25 protein-coding genes and 2 tRNA genes are annotated in these 24,082 nt (G+C 48.3%); 5 read left to right on the top strand and 22 right to left on the bottom strand.

The window, feature by feature from the left end; translation table 11 throughout:
• Positions 1–14 precede the first annotated feature (14 nt).
• Together udp and GPK83_RS15575 are read left to right on the top strand one after the other, a co-directional pair.
• Positions 15–806 carry a uridine phosphorylase gene (gene udp / locus GPK83_RS15580; protein WP_215705196.1) on the top strand — a complete coding sequence of 264 codons (792 nt, stop codon included), beginning with the start codon at positions 15–17 and terminating at the stop codon, positions 804–806.
• Between the two features lie 103 nt (positions 807–909).
• On the top strand, positions 910–1,344 hold the full coding sequence (locus GPK83_RS15575) for a hypothetical protein (RefSeq protein WP_215705195.1): 435 nt from the start codon (positions 910–912) through the stop codon (positions 1,342–1,344).
• Positions 1,345–1,475: 131 nt separating this feature from the next.
• Here the strand turns inward: GPK83_RS15575 and GPK83_RS15570 are convergent, their stop codons facing one another.
• The 19 genes from GPK83_RS15570 to GPK83_RS15480 form a co-directional block, all read right to left on the bottom strand.
• On the bottom strand, positions 1,476–1,895 hold the full coding sequence (locus GPK83_RS15570; RefSeq protein WP_117483271.1) for a zinc ribbon domain-containing protein: 420 nt from the start codon (positions 1,893–1,895) through the stop codon (positions 1,476–1,478).
• Positions 1,896–2,154: 259 nt separating this feature from the next.
• Positions 2,155–2,373 carry a hypothetical protein gene (locus GPK83_RS15565; protein WP_117483272.1) on the bottom strand — a complete coding sequence of 73 codons (219 nt, stop codon included), beginning with the start codon at positions 2,371–2,373 and terminating at the stop codon, positions 2,155–2,157.
• Between the two features lie 21 nt (positions 2,374–2,394).
• Entirely contained in the window at positions 2,395–2,994 is a 600-nt protein-coding gene (locus GPK83_RS15560) for a DUF3990 domain-containing protein (RefSeq protein ID WP_117483273.1), read from the bottom strand.
• Between the two features lie 88 nt (positions 2,995–3,082).
• Positions 3,083–3,304 (bottom strand): hypothetical protein, encoded by a 222-nt coding sequence (locus tag GPK83_RS15555; protein WP_117566357.1) that lies wholly within the window; start codon positions 3,302–3,304, stop codon positions 3,083–3,085.
• 264 nt (positions 3,305–3,568) lie between these two features.
• Positions 3,569–3,748, bottom strand: a complete 180-nt coding sequence (locus GPK83_RS15550) for a hypothetical protein (RefSeq protein WP_117483275.1) — start codon at positions 3,746–3,748, stop codon at positions 3,569–3,571.
• Positions 3,749–3,894: 146 nt separating this feature from the next.
• Positions 3,895–4,170, bottom strand: a complete 276-nt coding sequence (locus tag GPK83_RS15545) for a hypothetical protein (RefSeq protein ID WP_117566355.1) — start codon at positions 4,168–4,170, stop codon at positions 3,895–3,897.
• Positions 4,171–4,366: 196 nt separating this feature from the next.
• A tRNA-OTHER gene (locus tag GPK83_RS15540) sits at positions 4,367–4,446 on the bottom strand.
• A 313-nt stretch (positions 4,447–4,759) separates the two neighbouring features.
• Positions 4,760–4,830: transfer RNA gene (locus GPK83_RS15535), tRNA-Gly, on the bottom strand.
• A 276-nt stretch (positions 4,831–5,106) separates the two neighbouring features.
• Positions 5,107–6,366 (bottom strand): peptidoglycan-binding protein, encoded by a 1,260-nt coding sequence (locus GPK83_RS15530; RefSeq protein ID WP_345941835.1) that lies wholly within the window; start codon positions 6,364–6,366, stop codon positions 5,107–5,109.
• Between the two features lie 275 nt (positions 6,367–6,641).
• The gene (gene ytvI / locus GPK83_RS15525; protein WP_215705193.1) at positions 6,642–7,751 is read right to left on the bottom strand and encodes a sporulation integral membrane protein YtvI; all 1,110 of its coding nucleotides are present in this window, start codon (positions 7,749–7,751) and stop codon (positions 6,642–6,644) included.
• A gap of 168 nt (positions 7,752–7,919) precedes the next feature.
• Positions 7,920–9,116 carry a pyridoxal phosphate-dependent aminotransferase gene (locus tag GPK83_RS15520; RefSeq protein WP_215705192.1) on the bottom strand — a complete coding sequence of 399 codons (1,197 nt, stop codon included), beginning with the start codon at positions 9,114–9,116 and terminating at the stop codon, positions 7,920–7,922.
• Positions 9,113–10,435, bottom strand: a complete 1,323-nt coding sequence (locus GPK83_RS15515; RefSeq protein ID WP_117515253.1) for an O-antigen polymerase — start codon at positions 10,433–10,435, stop codon at positions 9,113–9,115. The genes GPK83_RS15520 and GPK83_RS15515 overlap by 4 nt, the downstream gene beginning before the upstream one ends.
• A gap of 6 nt (positions 10,436–10,441) precedes the next feature.
• Positions 10,442–10,705: an HPr family phosphocarrier protein gene (locus tag GPK83_RS15510; protein WP_117515255.1), complete on the bottom strand. Its 264-nt coding sequence runs from the start codon at positions 10,703–10,705 to the stop codon at positions 10,442–10,444.
• A 15-nt stretch (positions 10,706–10,720) separates the two neighbouring features.
• Entirely contained in the window at positions 10,721–12,175 is a 1,455-nt protein-coding gene (locus GPK83_RS15505) for a CdaR family protein (RefSeq protein WP_117515257.1), read from the bottom strand.
• Complete coding sequence (cdaA, locus tag GPK83_RS15500; protein WP_117469359.1) at positions 12,156–13,025, bottom strand: diadenylate cyclase CdaA; 870 nt, start codon at positions 13,023–13,025, stop codon at positions 12,156–12,158. Before cdaA ends, GPK83_RS15505 begins: the two co-directional genes overlap by 20 nt.
• A gap of 18 nt (positions 13,026–13,043) precedes the next feature.
• The gene (locus GPK83_RS15495) at positions 13,044–14,006 is read right to left on the bottom strand and encodes an ABC transporter permease (protein ID WP_117469358.1); all 963 of its coding nucleotides are present in this window, start codon (positions 14,004–14,006) and stop codon (positions 13,044–13,046) included.
• 32 nt (positions 14,007–14,038) lie between these two features.
• Entirely contained in the window at positions 14,039–14,425 is a 387-nt protein-coding gene (locus tag GPK83_RS15490; RefSeq protein WP_117469357.1) for a hypothetical protein, read from the bottom strand.
• A gap of 267 nt (positions 14,426–14,692) precedes the next feature.
• On the bottom strand, positions 14,693–16,192 hold the full coding sequence (gene galT / locus GPK83_RS15485) for a UDP-glucose--hexose-1-phosphate uridylyltransferase (RefSeq protein ID WP_215705191.1): 1,500 nt from the start codon (positions 16,190–16,192) through the stop codon (positions 14,693–14,695).
• A 236-nt stretch (positions 16,193–16,428) separates the two neighbouring features.
• Positions 16,429–16,947 carry a Gx transporter family protein gene (locus GPK83_RS15480; RefSeq protein ID WP_015554134.1) on the bottom strand — a complete coding sequence of 173 codons (519 nt, stop codon included), beginning with the start codon at positions 16,945–16,947 and terminating at the stop codon, positions 16,429–16,431.
• A 193-nt stretch (positions 16,948–17,140) separates the two neighbouring features.
• Here GPK83_RS15480 and GPK83_RS15475 point away from each other — a divergent pair, with 193 nt between their 5' ends.
• Positions 17,141–18,169 carry an FAD:protein FMN transferase gene (locus GPK83_RS15475; RefSeq protein WP_345941834.1) on the top strand — a complete coding sequence of 343 codons (1,029 nt, stop codon included), beginning with the start codon at positions 17,141–17,143 and terminating at the stop codon, positions 18,167–18,169.
• Between the two features lie 90 nt (positions 18,170–18,259).
• Positions 18,260–18,634, top strand: a complete 375-nt coding sequence (locus GPK83_RS15470) for a NusG domain II-containing protein (protein WP_215705190.1) — start codon at positions 18,260–18,262, stop codon at positions 18,632–18,634.
• Between the two features lie 182 nt (positions 18,635–18,816).
• On the opposite strand, the gene GPK83_RS15465 is transcribed toward GPK83_RS15470, so the two are convergent.
• Together GPK83_RS15465 and GPK83_RS15460 are read right to left on the bottom strand one after the other, a co-directional pair.
• Positions 18,817–19,419 carry a hydrolase gene (locus GPK83_RS15465; RefSeq protein WP_117469353.1) on the bottom strand — a complete coding sequence of 201 codons (603 nt, stop codon included), beginning with the start codon at positions 19,417–19,419 and terminating at the stop codon, positions 18,817–18,819.
• A 482-nt stretch (positions 19,420–19,901) separates the two neighbouring features.
• Positions 19,902–21,287 carry a D-alanyl-D-alanine carboxypeptidase family protein gene (locus GPK83_RS15460; RefSeq protein WP_215705189.1) on the bottom strand — a complete coding sequence of 462 codons (1,386 nt, stop codon included), beginning with the start codon at positions 21,285–21,287 and terminating at the stop codon, positions 19,902–19,904.
• A gap of 199 nt (positions 21,288–21,486) precedes the next feature.
• Between GPK83_RS15460 and GPK83_RS15455 the strand changes: the two genes are divergently transcribed.
• Complete coding sequence (locus GPK83_RS15455) at positions 21,487–22,410, top strand: RluA family pseudouridine synthase (RefSeq protein WP_215705188.1); 924 nt, start codon at positions 21,487–21,489, stop codon at positions 22,408–22,410.
• Between the two features lie 110 nt (positions 22,411–22,520).
• On the opposite strand, the gene GPK83_RS15450 is transcribed toward GPK83_RS15455, so the two are convergent.
• A complete protein-coding gene (locus GPK83_RS15450; RefSeq protein WP_215705187.1) occupies positions 22,521–24,011 on the bottom strand; it encodes an RsmF rRNA methyltransferase first C-terminal domain-containing protein in 1,491 nt (496 codons plus the stop codon).
• Positions 24,012–24,082 lie beyond the last annotated feature (71 nt).

Below are 24,082 nucleotides of genomic sequence, written 5' to 3'. Positions count from 1 at the left end.
TGAGGAGGCAGCTTATGAGTAAACTTGTCTATACAAAGGGGAAAGAATACCACATCGGCGTCGGCGCCGGGGATGTGGGACGCTATGTGATCCTGCCGGGCGATCCGGGGCGCTGTGAGAAGATTGCGAAACATTTCGATAACCCGGTAAAGATCGCCCAGAACCGGGAATACACCACCTACACCGGCTATCTCGACGGAGAAAAAGTCAGCGTTGTCTCCACCGGGATCGGCGGACCGTCCGCCTCCATTGCGGTCGAAGAGCTTATCCACTGCGGTGCGGACACCTTCATCCGTGTGGGCACCTCCGGCGGCATGCAGAAAGAAGTGCTCGGCGGAGATCTCGTGATCGCTACCGGTGCGATCCGCTTTGAGGGGACCACAAAAGAATATGCACCCATCGAGTATCCGGCGGTTCCGGATTTCGATGTCACTACTGCGTTAAAGGAAGCTTCTGAGGAACTCGGCTACCGCCATCACCTCGGCGTCGTCCAGTGCAAGGACAACTTCTACGGACAGCACTCCCCGGATTCCATGCCTGTGGCAGATGAATTAAACTCCAAATGGAAGGCCTGGATTGCATGCGGTGCCCTCGCCTCCGAGATGGAGTCCGCTGCCCTCTTCATCGTCGGCAGCGTCCGCAGCGTCCGCACCGGTTCCGTGATGCTCGTGATCGCGAACCAGACAAGACGGGAGCTGGGACTTGAGGATCCGCAGGTCTATGATACGGAAGCCGCTGTTGTTACAGCGGTGGAGGCAATGAGGAAGCTGATTAAAAAAGACCGGACGTCGGCGGCTGAAAAGTAGGGGCTCGCATTACCAGTCATTCCCAGTTCTATGTGCGGAATTTTATGGTAGAATCCTTCTTGTAACATTTTTGTAACATTTTTACATAACAGGAGGTTTTACCATGAAAAAACAGATTATGACTGCTTTCGCAGTTTCCACCATGATGACACTCGCAATGCCTTTCGCATCCTTCGCCGCAGCCCGCTCCTGTCAGACCGGCTTCCGTCCGGAAAACAACTGCGGATACACCGGCACCAGCGCTGTTTCCGCGATCCAGATGCAGGGCGGCTGCGTGATCTCCAGCAGAAATGCCATCGATCTCTATACACTGTTGGGAAAAGGATACCCTAATGGGGCAGCCGGAAATAACTGCAGCAGCGGCTGTACAGCCGAATCCAAGGGAAGCAACTGCTCTTTCGGAACAAACTGCGGTACGAATTCCTGTGCTGGTGGAAACTGCAGTACAAATAACTGTGGCAACGGAAACTGCCTGACATCCGGGAATGTTTCCATAATTTCAGGAACGGCTTGTGGAAGTCTTGTCAACGTGCGATAAGGGATTTTCTATCGTCCTTTGTGACACTATGTGAACTACATCGGCAATTGAATTACCGAGCATCTGATTACGAAGCATAACTTCGTAGTTTCAGAGGTGCTCCATAACACCCTTACTGCTACCCGAATGGGTTACACAGCTACTTTTATTATTTCTGGATTCTTCAGCCCGGTTACGGGCATATCAATTTCTTCGCCGGATACGGCATGATATTTTCTTAAGATGTTATAAGCACCTACTGCGTCTGCATTGTAGATCACGGTATCTACAATGTAGATGCAGCGCTTCTTCCGATTCTTTTTCTCTGCATAAATGCGCGATACTTCTTCTGACTGTGGCGGACATTGACTAGAATAACTTTCTTCTTGTCTTATCAGGCGAATCCCTTGCATTTTAAGCTTATATTCTAACTGCATATAGATACGGGCATATGGCAGGCTGTGAAGCTGCTGGTTCGTTTTCCTTCCCAGATTTTTTTCTTCGCGAATCCCCTTTATATCTCTGACTCCATATCCTTTATCTTCATAATATCTTGTCACTGTTCCAAACATAGAGCTCCTTTCTTCGTCTGGCCTGAGATGTGTTGCGTGTAGAATACCGCTCTGAGCTTTACGGATTTTCTACTCGGAATTGAACGTAAGCAGGAACTCGACCTTTCTGGACTCACACAGCCAGAAGTTGACGCACTGCTGAATCTGATAAAAGCCATGAAAAGGAACTGACTTTGCTGAAAATCAAAATCGTAAAAAAAGGGCATACCGGACAGGAATTATTCCCATCTGATATGCCCTCAAATTTATAGCTTCTTAATTACATCTGCATTAAATGTTCTCCATGAACTTCATCATAGATAAAATCCGCCCACTCTTCTACTGTATCATGCTCTACATAATCTTTGTCGCGTTGCAATGCTGAAGAAAGATACGAATCTCTCACCGCTCGATGAGCTTCCACTTCAGTCATATTATATTTTTTCACTAATGTCTCTCGTACATACTTCTTAAATTCTTTAATTTCAGTATTGTTCATATCTTTCACCTCTTTCCATCATTATTTTATATATCTTTCCTTATTTTTTATTATATCACAGCTCAAGCCAATAATGCAACTAATAGATTTTTTCGAATGAAATGAATATTGCTGTCCATATGATTCATCATTTTTCTTCAAAAATTTCTCATAGTTTACGTTTTTCGGAAGCAGTATTCCACTATTGACCTGATACGCTATATTGACTATTGTACCATCTGCAATTTCGCCAATGCAAATATCATATCTACAATCTTGATTATGATTCTCTATGCCATATTGTGATAAAATTTCTGAAGTTAGTCTGTTATTAAGAACAAATGCTCCCCATTCAGCTCCATGCCGTGGAAATGCAATCAGCTTTAATTCCAGTTCTGGTAAAGGTATATATTCGAATTGTACTATATATGGTTCTTCAAATTTATAATCTTTCTGTTTTCTTCTATTCCATTGGTTGATTTTATCTGTCCTTCTAACAGCAGTCAATGCAGCATGATGATAGCTTGGTGTCGCATAGAATCCCGGTCCAAAATCCAAATACGGTTTGCTGTACCTTAAATCTATCCCATTACTGCATATACTAACGGCTGAACTATAATTCGTTCCATGATATAACTTCACTATTTCTACCTCGGATCATGTGATTTCGATAGTATAGCACAGTTATTTTTGTTTTTCTACAATTATCGCCAAAATTGATATTATCTCACTAATCTGTGATCTCAATTTCCCATTCCATCATGGCGTTGTAGACCTTCTCATCAATTTGTCCTCTGTACCGCTCTGCGTATTCCTTTATGATCTTCTCCTTGACCGTTTTATACTCTGTAAACGCTTCTTCCGGTGTGTTCCAGTATTTCAGCTTTACCCGCTTGCCGCCTGCAGAAAAGCATCCTCTGTACTTACCGTTCTTGGAATCCTTATATACCACTACAGGACAATCTCCACGGTGATTTTTCGCATTTATGAACAATGAGTTAATCACTGCTGGAACGAAGCAGCATGTCTCTGGACTGTATACCGTGTTACCCTTAAATAGGATGTCTTTATCCAGTTCGTAACCTTCCACATTCCACTTGTCGAACCATGCTTTAAAGTTCTGGAAGTTATGCCATTCTTCACACACTGTACATCCAATATACTGTGGTTGATTTTTACGCACCGAATCAGCGTAACAGCGGCTCATCATATTATGCTATTTTACATACTCCACAGCCTTTCTATCAACCTTATCCATGCCAGCGAATCCGATTCCATACATCGTTGGCTTCATTCCTTTAATGCTCCAATCATCCGGCATGTAGTCGATGTCGTTCACGATCTGAAGAATCGCTTCTTCGGAGTCATCTCCTGTCTGATTATAATAACGCCGCATAGTATAATACTGTTATAATGGTCTGGCCTGAGATGTGTTGCGTGTAGAATACCGTTCTGAGCTTCTGTGCGCCCCACAGGAAGGTTTTCACATCTCTCATGCAACATTATAAGTTGTAATTTTAGACATTAAAAACTAAATATTTTTTATTCCAAATATGTATCCCGAACATTTCCAAGTAGCATATTTCCTCTAACCCGATTCCCTTCTCCGTCATATACGATAAAATCATATCCAGGGAATTGCATTTGTAACTTGTTAATTAAAAAAGTGACATTCGCTGAATTTTTAGTTGCTTTTCCAATTTTATAATTTTTCGGAAGAGACGCATCATCTCTTACATTTTTTCCATCTTTTATAAAATCTACATTTACTCCCTCTAAGCTAAAAATTGTTTTCTCTACATACTCTACTTTAGGCATATAATTGTTCTCCTTTGACATTTTTTATTTTTGCCACGTCCTAATGCTGTTTTACATAACCATAGTACCTTTTGCTAGCACTGTCAATTTGTGAGTGCTAATTTATGAAAATCTTAAGAATTTAAAAAAGCACCCTTTTTCAAGGATGCCTCATGCTACCTGGAATGTCTGGATGGAGATCCCTAAACCAGGCAAATCGGAATGGGAGGATTCGAACCTCGATCGATCCGCAAAGAGTCATTAACTGCGCTGCTTTACCCATTAAGCTACATTCCGATAACTGACGCCCAGCAGAGGGGGTACCAGACGTCACACGCATTTTGGGAAGGTGTTGGAAGCCGCCGGCTGTATGCCCTTGGCTTCAGGTTACACTATAACATTTTGAAAACGGAAAACAGGAAAAAACGGAAAAACTTATGCCGCCTTCATAAAGTTCTCATATTCCTTCCTCACGCTGTCCGCCGTTGCCCGTCTCCCCATCTTAATCGCCACTTCTCCCCTCTTATTCGAAAGGATAAGCTTATTCCAAAAATCCCGCAAACCCGCATAAAATAAGGGAATCCTTAATTTCTAAGGATTCCCTGAAGGAAGCAGATAACGGGAATCGAACCCGCCTTTCCAGCTTGGGAAGCTAGCGTTCTACCGATGAACCATATCTGCGCATGAATTTTTCCGACACTCGTATCATAGCACATTTCTGTGGATTCTACAAGGATTTTTCTGGTAAATCCGAGAAAATCGTTCTCCTTTTTCCGACAACCGTTCCCCCCATATCCATATCTGTCTCTTAACTTTTGATCGCGTTTCATTCACAGTATCCGTTAATCCTCACTTCTCCGTCCCGCGATAGCCTGCTCCTGAATTCATGGTGACAGGATCGGCAGGTATCTCCTGTCACCATGTCCGGCAACATATCACTTTCTATCCATATTTCATTTACGATAATTCCGCAATCCTTGTAATCCCCACATATATGTGGGAAATCTTATACCATGTAGCAAAATCTACCACTCCGGTCTGGGGAAGTCCAAAAATCGACTGGAATTTCCGGACAGCTTCCGCGGTAGCCGGACCATAGATCCCGTCAGGGGAAATATCCGGAATTGCGGTATACACGCTGGAGATTGCGTCTAACTGCTCCTGCAGCTGCCGCACCTTATCACCGGTGGCACCAATCTTCAGATCATATCCCGGCCACGATGCCGGGATGCCGGAGATCTGTTCTGCCGTATTGATATACATATCATCTCCATAAAAATTCCGCAGGATCTCGATGGGACTGTACCCCGCTTCTCCGAGCTCACAGCTGCCCCATTGCGTCATCCACCCCGGACACCGAACCTTCCGCCCGTCGCAGTATTGTGTCAGGATCGGCTGTTTCACTCCCGGGCGCGAAAGATAATTATCAAAAATATCATCCACCACGACAGAGATGGACTCAAAAATATTCCGCCCATAAATCCATTTATGATCATACGCGGTTGATGATGTGATCGTAAAATCATATCCCTGATTGCGATACCATTCCGTATAGACACGATTTAACGTAAAGGACATGATCGCCAGCACATTCGCGACGATCGCGGAGCGGGGCCAGGTCGCGTATATCTCACTGGAGGCTACATTTTTGATATAATCCCGATATGGGACATAATAGTTGGCCGCGGACGCGTTCGTTGGCACTCCGTCATGTACCACGATCGTCTGAGGGACGACCACTCTGGATAGAACGATCTCTCCTGTCTCTATAACCGGCTTGATCTCGCTCTCCGCGATTTTTGGAAGATAATCACCATAAAGTGTGTGATCCGGAATCGTCACGATCTCTGTCTGATCTCCGGCCTGGACATTCGAAAGAGGCCGCAAACGAATCCCCTGGATCGACGTCACGTCCGCCAGAACCTCCGTTCCTGAAACAACAAATGATTCAAATCCCGGTGCTGTGATTCGGATCGTGTATTCTGCATATGGACGCTCCGTCTCCTCCGGTAACAATGAAAGCTCTAACGGTGGTGCATCTAATGGAAGATTCTCCGTCTGTCCGGAACTGTTCGTTCTCGTCTCCTCAATAATTTCATCTGGTTCCTCCGTCCTTGCAATCACAATATCCGCATCCTGTACCGGAAAACTGTTCGCGTCCGACACAACATCCACCTGCAAATATCCCTGTGCCATAATTTCCTCGCTCGATTGAATATCGTTCTATTTTATGCAACAGATGCACACCTGATACATTCCTACACTTATTTTCGACCTTTAAATGCAGAGTTTAAAACCAGCAAAGTTTTTCAGAAGATCTTCCTCCGGATATCCAATGCCAGCATCACGGCACCCTGTAATATCCCGGACGTCAATATCGTTATTGTCCCGGCCGATGGCTCATCTGCTGAATAAATTTTGTTTTCTTATACCAAAACAGGCATCCGGAAACTTAGATAAGCTTCCAAATGCCTGTCTCTTTTTCTTATTTTCTATCCTTCCATCAGCTTCCTGATCTCCTCCGCAAGAAACTTCACATTCCTGATCAGGCCGTCAAATGCCCCATATCCGTAAAACCGGATAAACAGGATGCCGACCGGTACAGCGATGATCATTCCCGCAATACCGCGGAACTTGAAACCAAGATAGAGGAAGAATAGTGTTGCAAGCGGCGGAAGTCCCATGCTGTCACCGACGATCTTCGGCTGGATCACCTGACGGATGCCCTGTGTTAAAATATAGAGAATGACAAGGCTGAGCGCATAACCGTACTCCCCGGTAAAGAGTCTCACCACTGCCCAGGGAATCAATGCCGTTCCTGTGCCGAACATCGGCAGAAAATCCAGAATCGCGATCGCGATTCCAAGAAAAATTCCATATGGAACCCTGAGGAATAACATTCCGATCACCAACACCACTGCGACCACGAACATGATCTTAAACTGCGCCAAAAAATACCCGCCGATCAACGTCCGGATATCGTTCTTCATCATCCGTCCATACTTGATCACAGGCCCCGGCATAACCTTCCGTACCGTCTCCACAAGCTTATCATGATCTGCCAGAAACAGGTATGAAGAAAGAAATACAATAATCGTATTCACAAAGACCTCCGGCAGCGTCCGCACTACGCGGCTGCCTGCGGAAGCCGCGATCTTCTGAACAAAATCGCCGATATATCCACCCACATTCTCCAGCTCGGAAACGATCGTCATCTCCGTGTCTGCAGGAAGATACTTCAAAAGTCCCACGATCCGCTCGCAGGCCAGATCGACCTCCTCCCGGATCGACGCATAAATTCCGGGCAGTGCCTGCCCAAACTCCGTCATTTCCCGGAACACCCAGGAAAACAGCGCATAGATGCCAAAGATCACCAGTGCCAGCACACCTGCGATCAGAACCATCGAGCCGTGCCTGCGGACGATCTTCAGCCGCTTTTCAAAAAAGCGCACCACCGGATTCGCGATCGCTGCCACGATCCATCCGATCACAAACGGAAGAAAAAACACCACCAGCCTCAGTCCCCAGACACAGACGAGATAAACTGTGAGCAAAGGAACCAGAATATTTAAAATAATCCCTGCATACTTTCTGAAATTCATTCCATGGACCTCCTAATCCTGTAAAAATCCTGCTGCATTCCATCCGCAGTATTTTACTCAGTCGATCCCCCTTTTTCAGTACTCCACATGATCTCATACGGCTTTATATACTTTCGAACAAAGTCCGGCTAATGATCTGTACTCCTTTCACCGGTTTTCCCGCCAACACTACTTACAAAGCCCGTACTCCTCTGCAATCTTCTTAAATGCCGGCAGAGACCTCTCGATCTGCTCATAGGACACACAGTAAGCCAGTCTCACGTACCCCGGACAAGCAAACGAACTGCCCGGAACCACCAGCACGTGATGTTTCTTCGCCACCTCGCAAAATTCCTTCTCGTTCTCCACCGGAGACTTCACAAACAAATAAAACGCTCCGTCCGGCTTCGCACAAGTAAATCCATACTCCGTCAGCGCGCCATAAATCAGATTCCTGTTTTTTTCATAAGTCTCCAGATCCACCGTAACCTCATGCTCAATGCAATACTTGATCACCTTCTGAACCAGTGACGGTGCATTCACACATCCGATCACCCTGTTCGCGATCGTAGCTGCCCCGATCAGGGCCGCAGAATCATCCACCTCATCCGGAATCACAACATATCCGATACGCTCGCCCGGAACAGAAAGAGACTTACTGTAAGAGTATCCCACAACCGCATTGTGATAATACTTCGTCACAAACGGAACCTCAACCCCGCCGTAAACCAGCTCACGGTACGGCTCATCAGAAATCAGCACGATCGATGTGCCAAACTCCTTCTCTTTCTTCTCCAGGATCGCAGCCATAGCCTTGATCGTCGCCTCATCATACACAACACCCGTCGGGTTGTTCGGGTTGTTGATGATAACAGCCTTCGTCTTAGCAGTGATCTTCGCCTCAAACTCATCAAGCTTCGGCATAAACGTCTCAGTATCCGGAGAAATGACCACAACATTTCCGTCATAGTTTCTCACATACGCATTATATTCCACAAAATACGGTGCAAACACGATAACCTCATCGCCCGGATTTAAAATGCTCTTTAAAATGATATTTAATCCGCTCGCCGCACCCACTGTCATGATCAGGTTCTTAAAGGAAAAATTCGTTCCGAACCGTTTATTTAAGGACTCTGCGATGGTCTGACGGACATCTTCATAGCCTGCATTGCTCATATATCCATGGAGTGTCATGAAATCCTCATTCTTCACCACGTCGAGGATCGCCTCTGTCACCTGCGTAACCGGAACATTCGGGTTTCCAAGGCTGAAGTCATATACATTCTCCCTGCCGTAAACAGCAGCCATTCTTTTCCCTTCCTCGAACATTGCGCGGATCGCGGAATTATTAGCCATAAATGGTTTCATTTTTTCTGATATCATAGCTGTCTCCTCCGTCTGTTGTGTTTAATCTCTAAAAAAATTCCAAAGGCACCGGTCACCACAAAGTAAAACCAGGTCGTAGGATTGGAATACCAGGTTGTAAAAAACGAGAGCATAAAATAGAGCGCTCCCTGAGAATAGAATAGGTACCACGCCGGATTTCTTCCCGGGTATGTCCTTGCAGAAAGCCATGCGGCAGCCGCTCCCAATACTGATGAAAACAGAAATACACCGGCAATTCCAAAATCATAATACGCGTCATAGAAGAGTGTAACCGTAGTCAGCTCCTCCTTATTCACGTAGATCGGCCAGTCCACTAATGCAGGCTTTATAAACTTAAGCCCCGATAATGCCCAGAGCGGAAACATTCCCTTTAGTCCCATAGAATGGGCCGGAAGCTCCCGTACCAGACAGTCAAAATTGTCGTAATTGTTTGCAATATACATGTAAGGCTGCGTGATAAAGATCGGCGTAGCCGCATTCTTCATCTCAAAGATTCCATTCAGATACGTCACATCATGGCTTCTGGCAATCGTTAAGATCACATAGAGTGGAACAAGTCCCGCCGCTGCCATGAAAAGATACCTGATTTTCCTATGTCCGCTGACAATCATAAATGTCAGCACTGCGAGAATCACCGCAAAGATCAGCTGAAATCTCGATACACAAAGCACCGGGATCAGGAGCGCGATCCCTGTCATAATGAGGGAAACGATTCTTTTCGCCTTCCCCATCTCCCTGTCATAGAACCATAACAGCACTTCCATGGACGGGACCAGTACACATGACACCGTCACATAATGGACCCCGGAAATATGGAAATATGAGTAGGCATGCGGCACTCCCCGAAGGAGAAACGGCACATATCCCAACCGGAATGCCTCAAACAAAAAGGCAGTCAGGGACAGAATTGTCAGCCCGGTAAGTGCAATGAAAATTCTTGTCCCGTATCTCTCTGCAGCCTTCTCTGTAAACTTCTGAGAAAAACCAGCTACAGTCTTTTTTTCTTCCCCATATCCAAATTTCTTTTCTGCCAGTGCGTACACATTCCAGAATGCCGCAAAAGCTACAAAAAAGCACGCCCAGGTCTCTAAACTCCAGTCCTTCTGAAGGTTTGACAGCTTCAGGCAGGAGATTCCTTCTCCTCCCACATAAAACAAGGAAAACAGTCCGCGGAGATGAAGCGGATTGCCGCTTTTCCCATATTCCCACAGATAAAGATATAGTGCTGCAAACATCAGTGACATTCCTGATAAGGTAAAATGGGCGCTGAATGCAAAAAGCATGGCAGCGCCGTAACAGATCACATAAACCAGCATATCAGCCTACTCTCCGAGACCGCCATTGATCAGTTCCGTGATTGCATCCAGAGCTTCCTTTTCGTCCACTCCCTCACAGATCAGCTCGATCTCATCTCCGCACTTTACGCATGCCCCCAGCACGCTCAGTACACTTTTTGCATTAGCTGTCGTGTTTCCATATTCAAATTTGATCGAACTCTGAAACCGCAGTGCCTCCTTGCACAGAAGCCCTGCCGGTCTCAGATGAAGACCGGTTGGGTTTCCTATCGTAACTTTTTGCTTTACCATAAGTATTTTTAACTCCTAATTTCGAAATATGGTCTGAAGACCTGTCGCCTGACGTGCTTCCGTCGTCTCCGGCGGGACGATCACCGCGTGTCTTGTCGCAGACGCAGCGGTCTCCCCCTCTGTCTCCGCCTCCCTGCTGCTCTCAGCGGCAGTTTCCGACGCTTTTGTTGTCTCTTTCTCAGTTGTCTCTTTCTCAGTTGTCTCAGGCTCTGTCTCCGTCGCAGACTCCTGCTCCTTTGCGACAGTTACCGTACAGCTGGAAATTCCCAGCAGATCATAGGCAGAATCAAGCTCCCTGTTAAGCGTCGGCTGAATCTGATGGCTTCCCTCTCCCATTCCAGAGACATTCAGACTCAGGTCCTCAGCCGTAAGCTGCAGGCTGTCAAGTTCTTCCTGAAGCGCACGGATCCGGACTGTGACCGTTCCCGGGTCTGCCCGATAGCTGTAGGAACTGTCCGCCCCAACATAACTGGCAGCGCTGATGCGGACCGTATATTCCCGTTCCTTCAACTGCTCCACCGTAAGTGTCACCGTGATCTCGGAACTGTCCTTCCCAGCCAGGGAAACTCCCTCCGGCAGATAATCATTCAGATCAATAGTCTTCACGATATTTGCCCTCGCGCCGGAAACATCAAGCTCTTCCTTCGGGATCGTGATCGTATTTAAGGATGCCAGAGCGCTCTTTAATCCGACCACCGGGACACTCTTAAGTCCGCACTCCACACCTGTGTAGCGATAACCGCCCGCCACCTCACCGGTGACATCGAAATCCAGGCTCAGATTCTTCACTTTCAGAATCTCCATGGTATAATCGACACTCTTGCAGTTACTGATCAGACGATCGCTGATCGTAATGCTGTTTTTGTTCGCGTCATAGAACTTCGGTTCCTCCGAATCGCTCCAATCCGCGTTCTTTCCGTCTAAGTTGATCTCGATTCCGACGCTGCTGATCTGTCCGATCAGGGATTCCGGACCTTCGACCGTAAGTGTCTCCGGTGACAGTGTCACCTTGCCAGTCTGGTAGCCGTCCTCAAGCATTCCCGTCGTCATGACGCCGATGGTAAATGTCTTCCTCTGAAGCGGTTCCGTCTCGATCTTGATCGTTCCCGTCCGGCTCACCGGCATGGAGACCAGGTATTCGGAGTGGTTTAGGACCTCGACCTTGATCGGGATCGCGCCTGTCACGGACCACATGTCTGTCATATCCGCGTACGCCCGGAAATCTGAGGAACGGATCCGATACGCATTTGTCGTCTTTACCTCATACTGAACTGTGGTTGTCGATTTTCCGACAACCGCATATGTCAGGTTGTTCTTCGTGAGGACGTCGCTGTTAATGATCTCTACCGGCACCTCCACAGTATCCGTCATGACCGGATCCGCCACATTGACGACCCCCAGCCAGACTAAAAAGGCACACAGGAAGGAAATCAGCAAAAGTCCCCATCGTCTATTCTGCTTTTCTTTCATTTTTATGCCATCCCTTCAAGAGTTTGAACGGGCCGGATACCGTCTCCTCCTCCGGCTTTGCAGCGATCGCAAGCTTTAACTCTTCCGGACTGTTGATCCTTCTGAGACTTCCGCCCGCCGCCAGGGATACCCGTCCAGTCTCCTCGGAGACTACAACGGTCAGGCTGTCCGTGCTCTCACTGATTCCAAGAGCCGCACGGTGTCTTGTTCCCAGGTCTTTGCTGATGCTCAGGTTATCAGAAAGCGGCAGATAACAGGTCGCAGAGGTCACGCGGTTTCCACGGATAATGATCGCGCCGTCGTGAAGAGGCGTATTGTGTTCAAAAATATTGATCAGAAGCTGGCTCGTGACGATTCCGTCCACCGGGATTCCCGTGCGTTCGATCTCCGGAAGCGGAGTGTCGCGCTCGATGACGATCAGGGCTCCTGTCTTTACTTTTCCCATTTCAAAGGCTGCACGGGTAATCTCATTTACGGTCTTCTCTGTATATCCTTCCTGCTGTCTGGAATTCTCAGAAATAAAAAGGTCTGTGATGATATTTTTGCTTCCGAGCTGCTCCAGCGCTTTTCGAAGCTCCGGCTGGAAGATAATGATGAGGGCTGTCAATACGAGCTGGCCCATATGGTTGATGATCCAGGTGATCGTATTTAAATGGAGCATCGCCGCCAGCAGGTAAAAACCAACAATGATCATACCACCGCGGAGAAGCACTCCCGCTCTCGTCGACTTCACCCATAAAAGGACTTCATAGATCAGAACTGTGAGGATCAGAATTTCAAAAAGATTCGACAATGTGATCTTCGGAATAAATGTAAACCAGGAATACATATTCCCAAGAAATTCTGTCATTTTGTTACCTCCGTACAATTATTCACGAGTTTCGTTCTTCTCATGTCTCACATTTTTTCTCGAATAAATCCGCTGTACCTTCACATCCGGTGCAGACACCGTGAGCTTCGGGACAGCTTTCACATAGTAATAGTAGTCATCGTCTTCATACTGCAGATACTCTGTTCTCGTGTAATCCACCGCGAACACAAAGAACTGGTAGATCAGGGCGATCACCACCGATGCGACGATTCCAAAGATCATGGAACCTGCGGATACCGGAAGGTTGAAATTGAAATCACCGATAAAGATCACTGCAAGCTGTGTGATCACTCCCGCAACGATGGCGATGGACCAGGAGTAGTCTACTGAAAGATTTTTAAGGATGAAAACCACAAGGATCGCAGCGGCAAATGCAGCCACCATGACCCACATCAGCTCATTTCCAAATACATTCTTTACGATCTGGATAAACCGGTCTGCCATCTCCGCCATCGAACTTCCCGTCAGTGTTCCCGCATTTTGCTTTAAATACATCAGAATATAGTAGATGCAGACACCGCTGCACACAGGAACGATGGACACAAGGCTTCCAGAAAGTCCTACCACAAGCGGCACCACATACGGAATCCGCAGGAAGAACAGTAACGGTGTCAGGAGAAGCAGATATCCGTCACCCGGCCGGAATCCGTAGTAAAGGACGGTCACCGCCAGCACGAACACAAAGATGACCAGAGCGATCTCCAGAGACACCTGGGCAACATGGATCAGGATAAAAACACCGGCCAGAAACGCTGTCACTCCATATGGAATAAAGGAGGCAACCAGTCCCATCACCACCGGGATCAGCGGATTCTTAAGTTTCGACATAAAACCTACATTCGCGTTGATCAGCCAGAACGTAAGGAATCCCACCAGGAATTTTACGACCGGTACGATGTAAATATTATACTTTCCATAAAATTGTTTCAGTTTTTCCTTGAATACTAAAAGTCCGATCACTTACTCTTTTCCTCCCCGTTTTCCTTTGCAGGCTACTGGTCATATTTTTTATCAAGGCGCCGCAGCTTTGCCTGATAGATCTTCAGTCTTCCGGCTGCTTCGTCATAACGTCTCGAATAGATCTTCCAGGTCACAACAAGATATGCGAGAAGTCCCGCAGCATAGTAGAATACAAGGCGCACCCCGAGAGAGATCAGGTCATCCACCGCCATGGCGTTGAGCAGATCATCGAACCGGTAAAGGACCCACAGCACCAGGCACAGGCACACGGTCAGCGAGTACGCGATAAAAGACCGGATCAGATGGCTTCCAACGTAGTCGCTCTTGAAATACCGGTTTGCCGGGATGGATTCCTTCATCATTTTCTTTTCAAACATGGCGATACCCGTCATCAGCCGGATCTTCTCCTCATTTAACATGGCAGTCTCCTTTTTCCATCATTTAAAGCCCAGCAGTTGCACAATAGATCTGCACACTTGCTGCGCTGACCGTAAAAAGTATGGGCTGGAAAGCAAAAATCCCATCGGCAAAGCCGATCCGGAATGGATTTTTGCTTGTAACTGCGAAGAATCTTAGCAGTTATGAAACAAATACCAATATAACACACTTTCCCGCGCTTGGCGAGACGAAGTCCCTACATTTATGAAAATTTTAAGGAAAATGTAACGGTTCCGGCAACAATTTTGTTACCTGTTTAATGTCTCGATAAATTTTCCAAATGCCTCACGCCCCGCCTCTGTGCGCTTATAAACGCCCGCATCCTCAAGGACATTCGCGAACACATGGCCGACCTCATCCTGTAAGATCTCCATCACATTATCCTTTGTGATCTTCGCATATTTCGGAAGGAACTCTTCTACCCAGTCTGCATGTTTTGCGATGGATTCCTCGCTGCGGATGTCCTTTCCTTCCACGATATAGTCGGCAAGCAGGGCAAGCTCATCCTTCAATCTCGACGGAAGAACTGCCAGGCCCATGACTTCGATGAGTCCGATGTTCTCTTTCTTGATGTGGTGGAGTTTCGGGTTCGGATGAAACAGACCTAACGGACGTTCCTCCGTGGTGCGGTTATTTCTCAGTACCAGATCCAGCTCAAACTTTCCGCCGCGGAATCTCGCGATCGGGGTGATCGTGTTATGTGGCTCCCCGTCTGTCTCCGCGTAGATATCCGCGTCCGCGTCTGTATATCCGCGCCATGCAGTTAAGATCTTATCCGCAAGATCCACAAGGCGTTCTTTCTTCTCACTGCGGATCCTGATCACGGACATCGGCCATTTTACGATTCCTGCTTCCACATCCTCGTAACCGTTCACTGTAAAACTTTTCTCCACCGGTGCTTTCGCCATCGCGAAGGTGTATCTTCCGCCCTGGAAATGGTCGTGGGTCAGGATGGAACCGCCGACGATCGGGAGATCCGCGTTGGATCCCAGGAAATAATGCGGGAACATGGTCACAAAATCAAATAACTTTTTGAACGTATTCCGGTCGATCTTCATCGGGGTGTGTTTTCCGTTGAAGACGATGCAGTGCTCATTATAGTAGACGTACGGGGAATACTGGAAGCCCCAGGACTCGCCGTTTAAGGTCAGCGGAATGATCCGGTGGTTGTTTCTCGCCGGATGGTTGATTCGGCCCGCGTAGCCCACGTTTTCCATACAGAGCAGGCATTTCGGGTATCCGCTCTGCTTCATGGTTTTTGCAGCGGCGATAGCTTTCGGGTCTTTCTCAGGCTTTGAGAGGTTTACCGTGATGTCCAGGTCGCCGTACTCCGTCTTTGTGATCCACTTCAGGTCCTTGCAGACACGGTAGCGGCGGATATAGTCGGAGTCCTGGCTCAGTTTGTAGAAATAAGCCGTTGCGTCCTCCGGGGATTTTTCATACTCCCCGCGGAATTTCTTTACGACCTCGCTTGGGCGCGGCATCAGGCAGTTCATGAGTCTCGTGTCAAAAAGATCCCGGTATACGACGCTGTTGTTTTCAAGGATCCCCTGCTCTGCAGCGTAGTCGGTGAGCGCGTTTAAGGTATCTTCCAGGCTGATCTCGTCTGTAATCCCGCCCGGCTCCTCGTATTCGGACATTTTCAGTACTTCCAGGATCTGGTTTCTTGCGTAGATCTCATCTTCGGCTTCGATAAGTCCGGTCGTTCTGCCGTACTGAACCAGTTTCTTTATTGACATTTCAATCATGATCGAATTCCTCCGTTTTTTTACGGTATATTGACAGATTTAAGTATAACGTGCGTATCTTCTTGTTTTCGCTGCACAAAAACAAGAAGCACAGGGCGGCCGCCCTATATCAATCTGCTCTGCAAAAACACTTATACAAGTAAACTTGCAGCGCGTTTTTTGCAGAACAAATTGCCGCACCTGCAACCTGTTACATTTTATTATAATAAATTTACCACCCTAATACAATCGCTATTTTATTTTTTTATCCCCCGCATCGCACGCTGAAGCCGCTCCGTAATGATTCCGCCGACGATTCCGATCAGTGTTCCCGCGATGCATCCGGCTGCCAGAAGAAATGGCAGATAATAAAATACCCCTGGTGTCTGGACGATAACTGCCGCAAAGGTGATCTGGCCGATATTATGGGCAATACCGCCAAGAACGCTGATGCTGACCTGGGAGAGCTTTCCGGTCTTCTTCAATACCGCCATCACAAACAAGCTTAAAAAGCTTCCAGACAGCCCGTAGATCATGCTGTAGGGATTTCCAAATGACAGTCCCACAAGAACGATGCGGATCAGGGTCACGGCGATGGTTCCGGGGATTCCAATTAAATAGAGCCCCACCACCGTTACAAGGTTCGCCAGTCCCAGCTTTATGCCTGGGACTGGGATCGGGATGGGAATCATTGTCTCAACAAAACTCAGCACCATGGCAAGGGCAATCAGGAGCCCATACAATGCCACAGTTATTGCCTTTTTTTCTCGATTCATCGGATCTATTCTCCTCTTTCTTGACTTTCAAAAGTTCATTTGTTAGAATAAACCGGATATCCGGCAGTGCAGCTTCTGATATTTTGTACGACAGGCACGAGTGCCTGCTGCGGTCTGCGTTTTCGTATTAATATACAAAATTTCCGCTGTCGAATGAGCTTATAATATTTATCGTACAGGAAGTATATAACACATGAATAAAAAAACAATATTTGGCCTCTGTGCCGCCGGTCTCCTCTTTGTTTCCGGCATGACATTGAGCGGGTGTGGAACAAGCAGCGGACCGGGACTTCTCACACAGGAGACTCCTCTCAGCCGTTCCGATTTTCTGCTCAACACCTTCGTCACCATCACGCTCTACGATTCCGACGACTCCTCTATCTTAGACGATTCGATGGCACTTTGTAAAGAGTATGAGAATATTTTCAGCAAGACCTTAGAGACCAGCGAGCTCTACAAGATCAACCATCGGACCTCCGACACTGTCACGGTCTCCGACGACATGGCAGCGCTTCTGGCAAAAGGTCTGGAATACTGCGAGAAATCTGACGGTGCCTTTGACATTACGATCGAGCCGTTGAGTTCCCTCTGGAATTTCACAAGCGGCGAGGCCGTGATCCCGGATGAAGCAGACATCGAAGCAGATATTCCGAAGGTGGATTACCACAACCTCGTCCTCTCCGGAAATACGCTGACATTCCTCTCCCCGGATACCACCATCGACCTGGGTTCCATCGCGAAGGGCTATATCGCCGACCGGATCAAGGAACAGCTCCTGGATGCCGGTGTGGAGAGCGCCATTATCAATCTCGGCGGAAACGTCCTCTGCGTGGGCGAAAAGCCGGACGGAAGCAAATTCAACATCGGGCTGCAGAAACCTTTTGCGGACAGGGATGAGACATTTGAGGTGCTTGGGATCAATGATCTCTCCGTCGTGACATCCGGTGTCTACGAGCGGCATTTTGAGATCGACGGAAAGAATTACCATCACATTTTAAACCCGGCAACCGGGTATCCTTACGATAATGGACTGATCTCCGTGACGATCCTCTCCGAGGAGTCCGTGGACGGGGATGGTCTCTCCACCACCTGCTTTTCCCTTGGCCTGGAAAAAGGACTGGAGCTTGCGAATTCCCTGGATGGAATCTACGCATGCTTTATCGATGAGGATTACAATGTTTACTATTCGGATGGAATGGAAGACTTTATTATCAAACAGTAATATTTAGATCAGACAGTCTCCCGGATTTTTTGCCCGGCGCTGATGCAAAACACGAAACAGTTACCATTACACTATTTTCAGGGATTTTTTATGACAGAAAGCAAATATACGAAACAGAAACTTTTAAAAAAACAGGATATGATCCTGATCGCCGTAATACTTGCGGCAGCCGTTCTTCTTTTTCTCGGGGCAAAATTGATGCATAAAAGCCCTGCGGAGATCGTTGAAGTTTCCGTCGATGGAAAAGTAGTCGAAACCCTCGATCTCGCAAAAGATCAGGAACTCACTATAGACAGCGTGTCCGGCGGCACAAACCACCTGATCATCAAAGATGGGGAGGCGTGGGTCTCCGAGGCCACATGCCCCGACAAGATCTGTGTCCACCAGGGAAAGATCCATCTGGACGGCGAGATCATCGTCTGCCTGCCCAATAAGATGACGGCACAGATCAAGAGCACAAAATAGACAGTGCAGTCAGTGCGGTAAGCGTGCAAAATTGCTGAACAATTAGTCTGAAATTGTGACTGTTCTGCAGGTCTGCGCACTTACTGCGCTGACTGTAAGAAAACATAAGCCGGAAGGCAAAAAACCTGAGAGGTCTCAACACAGCTCCTCAGGTTTTTATTATACTGGTCAGCAATACGCTCTTACTCCGCCAACCCCATCTTCTTCATCTCTTCCGCAACGGAATCCTCGCAGGATCTCATGGCGAGGATCGTCATTTCCATTAACTTCGGCAGTTCCCAGCCGAGATTCCCGGCACCTTTTGTGATGACGTCCCTGGAACATCCCGCAGCAAATTTCTTATCTTTAAATTTCTTCTTTAAGCTGGACACTTCCATGTCCTTCGTACTCTTTGATGGGCGCATCTTCGCTGCCGCCCAGATCAGACCGGTCAGCTCATCTGCCGCGAAGAGGACTTTTTCCATCTCGTGCTCCGGCTTCGCGTCGATCCACTCGTGGATTCCGTATCCGTGGCTGCAGACCGCATGGATCACCTCATCCTCGGCTCCGCCCTCTTTTAAAAGACGCGGCGCGATCAGGCAGTGCTCCTCCGGATACTCCTCGAAATCGATATCATGAAGGATTCCGCAGATCTCCCAGAATCCGGCCTCATCTCCGTATCCGAGTTCATTCGCGTACCATTTTAAAACGCCCCCGACAGTCAGGCCATGGAGAATATGGAATGGCTCTTTGTTGTATTTTCTGAGGAGCGCGATGGCGTCCTCTCTCGTCAGTTTTGTCTGCATGATTTTATGCCTCCATACTTATAAATTATCTGTAACTATTCAGTACCTTCACTTATAAATTATCTGGTAACTGTTCAGTAGGTCTGCGCACTTGCTGCGCTGACCGTAAGGAAACATAGGCTGGAAGGCAAAAATCCCATCAGCGAAGCTGATCTGGAATGGATTTTTGCACGTAACTATGAAGGTACTGAATAGTTACAATTATCTTTCTTACCAGTATAGCAGAACATTCCTATAATTCAAGTATGATAGTAGGATTTTTATAACATTTTAGTTACAGTTCAGCCATTACATCTTCTTGTTTTCATATTCATGAAAACAAGAAGCTTGGTGGTTCCACCATATGCTGGTTTGAATGAAAAAGTGCTTATGCAAGCAAGCTTGCAACACACTTTCTCATTCAAACCAGCGCATGGCTGAACTGTAACACATTTTAAAACAGTCCGCTCATTCATCGATTCCTGTTTGGAAAAAATAGACCTTTACATCCAGAATTTTCCCATCACAATCTTCTCCGCATACTCAAAGTCCCAAAGTTCAACATTCCCGGCTGTCACCACCGGATCACTGTCGATGACGATCCCGTCGACCATGTAATCCCGCTGTCCCACCGGCGTTCCTTCCCGGACCGGAGCATGGAGCGATTTTGCGATCTTTGTCCTTACCTGGACCTTCTCATCGTTTCCCAGCAGAACACGTAGAGGGGTCTTATCCGCGTTTTCAGTCCCGATCTCCACCTTAACCCTGGACTCCACGCCATTTTCCACCGGAACTGCAGTTTCCTCCCCGAGTCCTGTTTTCTCTATCTCCTTATACTCAAAGTTTTTATCCCCGTACGTCACAAGTTTCCGCACATCCTGCCACTTATAGGTCCTGTGGGGTGGCCACCCGCAGCCCAGGAGCGCCGCTATGAACAGCTTCTTCCCCTTTTTTACTGCACCAACATAACAGTATCCGGCCTTTCCCGTGAATCCGGTCTTTCCACTGACCGCACCTTCCATGGATGTCAGGAGAGCGTTATGATTGACGCAGGAGAAACTCCGTATCCCGGAAAGGTCGGAAAAGGCGTGGGACGGTGCTCTTGTGATGGCAAGGAACTCTTCTTTTGCCGGTGAGAGCACGATGCAGTATCTGAGGATCCGCGCCAGGTCTGCCGCAGTGGTGGAATGAATCTTCCCACTCTCCTTATCCTCCGCATCCAACCCGTTGGGCGTCAGAAAATATGTATCATCACAGCCAAGTTCCGCTGCCTTCCTGTTCATCATGTCCGCGAAATCTTCCACGCTGCCCCCGACCGCTTCCGCGATGGCCACTGCGGTGTCATTGTGGGATTCCAGCATCAGGGAGTAAAGAAGGTCTTCCAGGCGGTATTTCTCCCCTTCTCTCACATGCAGCTTCACCTCCGGCATGGTCGCCGCCCGGTCTGAGATCCCGACTTCCGTGTCCAGCCCGGCATTCTCCAGGGCAAGGATGCAGGTCATGATCTTCGTAGTGCTGGCCATGGGAAGAACTTCCATCTCGTTTTTGCCGTACAGAATCCGCCCTGTATCGCCGTCAAGCAGGACAGCGGAGTGGGAGTTCAGGTTCAGCGGATCGGTCTTCACCTTCGATCGCACCACCGCTGATTCCAGTGTCTCCCCATTCTCGGACCGGATCACCGATACGACCGGATCCTGTGCAGCCTGCAGCCCGCTGCTTTCCCTGTATAAATGATCTCCGGGAACTGCCGCTGCCAAAAGCAGGAGTCCCCCCAGGCACAACTGCAGGATCTGGGATGGTCCGCGCCTGCGTTTTTCCTTTTCTTTCCCCAAGGTCCATTCACTGAGCCGCGCCAGCACCATTCCTGCTATATTTTTATTTTTCCACATTTTTCAGAACTTCCGCCGCATATTTGTAACAGCATATGCGGATGTTTTCTGAGACTTGCCGGACAATTTTTCCTATGATACAATGAAATACGCTGAAATAACTTTGAGATCATTTCTACGTGTCCGTGGTGTTATGCAGCCGAAATCTCTGCGGGCATCTGCGTATTGAATTATTATTTTTAATAAAAAGGGATTTTTCATGAATATAGTTTTAATTTACACAATTAAAGAAGCTGAGAGCGGCCGTTCCATCGCCGCCTTTCTCCTGGATTCCGGCTATTCTTCCCGCCTGGTGGTTCATCTTCGGAACACCGAGGGCAGTTTTCTCCTAAACGGAAAAACTGTTTTTTCCAACACAGTCCTTCAGCCGAAAGATCAGTTGCGCGTCCATGTCACGGAGAAAAAAACTTCCGACCAGATTGTCCCTGTTCCCATGGACCTCTCCGTCGTTTTTGAAGACGAACATGTTCTCGTGATCGATAAACCTGCCGGAATGCCGGTCCACCCGTCCCAGGGACACTATGAGAATACCCTGGCAAACGGAATCGCATGGTATTACAGGAACGAGGCGACCCCTTTCGTGTTCCGGGCCGTAAACCGGCTGGACCGGGACACATCAGGACTTGTGCTTCTCGCAAAGAATCCCTACAGCTCCTGCGTTCTCTCTGATGCCGTGAAGGATCACACGATTCACAGGGAGTACGCCGCCATCGTCTCCGGGAAGACGGACGCGTCCGGCACCATCGATCTTCCGATCGCAAGAAAAGACGGCTCCACCATCGAGCGGGTCTGCGATCCAGAGCGGGGCGAGACCGCTGTGACCCATTACCGGACGTTTGCCTACAACAAGGACGCCGACATTTCTTTCATCCGCCTCCTCTTAGAGACAGGAAGAACACACCAGATCCGGGTCCATATGAAAGCCATCGGGCATCCGCTGCCGGGGGATTTTCTCTACTGCCCGGACTACCGCTTTATCGACCGGCAGCCGCTCCATTCCACATACTTAAGATTTTCCCATCCCATGACCGGAGAGAAGCTTGAATTCTCCGCATCACTGCCAGAGGACATGAGAAAACTTTTTCCGGACATCAAAAATCCGTCAGGTCCTGTCTTTTTCTAAGGCAGGACCTGACGGATTTTTATTTGCTTTTTTTAAACACTACATATTAAAGTGTATCTCATCATAAGCAGATTTTCAGCGTATCCTCATATATCTGCTGACTTCTATACTCAGCCGCCCTGGATTCTAAGTCCCTTCGGATAGTGGTTTTTCAGCATCCCGCCAGCTGCCTTCGCAAATCCAAGCGACATGCCGCCGGTAGTAACAAGAACCCAGCCTTTTACCGGAATCTCCCGATTTTCAAAGTCTTCCGCCCGCAGCGTCTCCCCGCGAAGATACCGCAGCGCAAGATCCTCCGATCCGACCTCAACGCTCTGTCTCACATCACTTTTTTTCAGTGCCAGAGCCAATGCATGGGACGGCTCAAACCTGTCTTTTTTCGCGCTTCCGAGGTGCAGGCCCGGTCTCAGTACCTTAAGTCCCTTAAGATCCGGCATCACCTCCGGGACGAGATACAGGTTTTCTCCGAACATCAGAAATTTCTTTTCATTCTCCAGATGTTCCGTGTCTTTCAGATTTTCTTTTTCAAACGTCCGGAACGCAGCGACCGCTTCCGTGAGCGCCGCGTCCTCTTTCGCACGTCCATTTTTACGTCCGCCCTTTTTGCTGTTTTTCTTTTCGTCTGCGTTCACGGTACTTTCCACAGCATCCCAGGATCTCTCACCTTTCACAAGCAGCGCCAGGAAATGACCCTCCCCGTCCGCAAGATGCGGCCAGATCCTCACGGTCTTTTTCAGCTCCTCATCCCCATCTGCCCATTCCGGGTGACCGCCGGAAAAATATTTTACAAGCTCCGGCTGCACCACAGAAAACTCCGGATGGCGCTCAAGGAATCTTGCTATGCTCTGCTCGTTCTCCTCGGGTGAAAATGTGCAGGTGGAATAGGCGATCCGCCCACCGTCCTTTAACATCGCCGCTGCGCAGTCCAGGATCCCGTCCTGCAGCCCCGCGCACTGTCTTACATGGTCTGGGCTCCACTCATTTCTGGCGTTCTCATCCTTTCGGAACATTCCCTCGCCGGAACACGGGGCATCCACCACGATCCCGTCAAAAAATTCCGGAAACGCCGGGGCAAGCTGGAACGGATCCATATTCGTCACCACAGCATTCTCCACGCCAAGGCGCTCAATATTCTGGGACAGGATCTTCGCGCGGGCAGGATGGATCTCGTTGCAGACTAAAAGCCCCTGTCCGCCCATTTTTCCGGCAAGATGGGTAGATTTACCTCCCGGTGCCGCGCAGAGGTCCAGGATCTGCTCTCCGGGCTTTGGAGACAGTGCTTCTGCCACAGACATGGCGCTTGGTTCCTGGATATAGTATGCCCCCGCCTCGTGGAACGGATGGCGTCCCGGGCGCATGTCTGCCTCGTAGTAAAATCCCTCTTCTGCCCAGGGAACTTTTGCGAGTCCCTTCAGGTAATCTCCGAGGGGTTCTCCTTCCTCCGGCATCTCTCCGCTCTTCTGCTTTAATGGGTTGACCCGCAGTCCGAATTTCCGCTCCGCGTCATAGCTCTTAAAAAATGCTTCCGCATCACTGCCGAGAAGCTTTTCCATCTTCTCCACGAACGCTTCCGGCAGCTCTCTCTTCGTTTCTTTTTCCATAATCTCCTGATCTCAAAAACGCCCGCCGGGGATGATCCCAGCGGGCGCTCAAGTCCTAAAGTCCTAGTTTC

Source organism: Clostridium sp. MCC328 (assembly GCF_018785465.1).
Taxonomy (GTDB): domain Bacteria; phylum Bacillota; class Clostridia; order Lachnospirales; family Lachnospiraceae; genus Pilosibacter; species Pilosibacter fragilis.
This window is presented reverse-complemented; position numbering and strand designations above follow the sequence as displayed.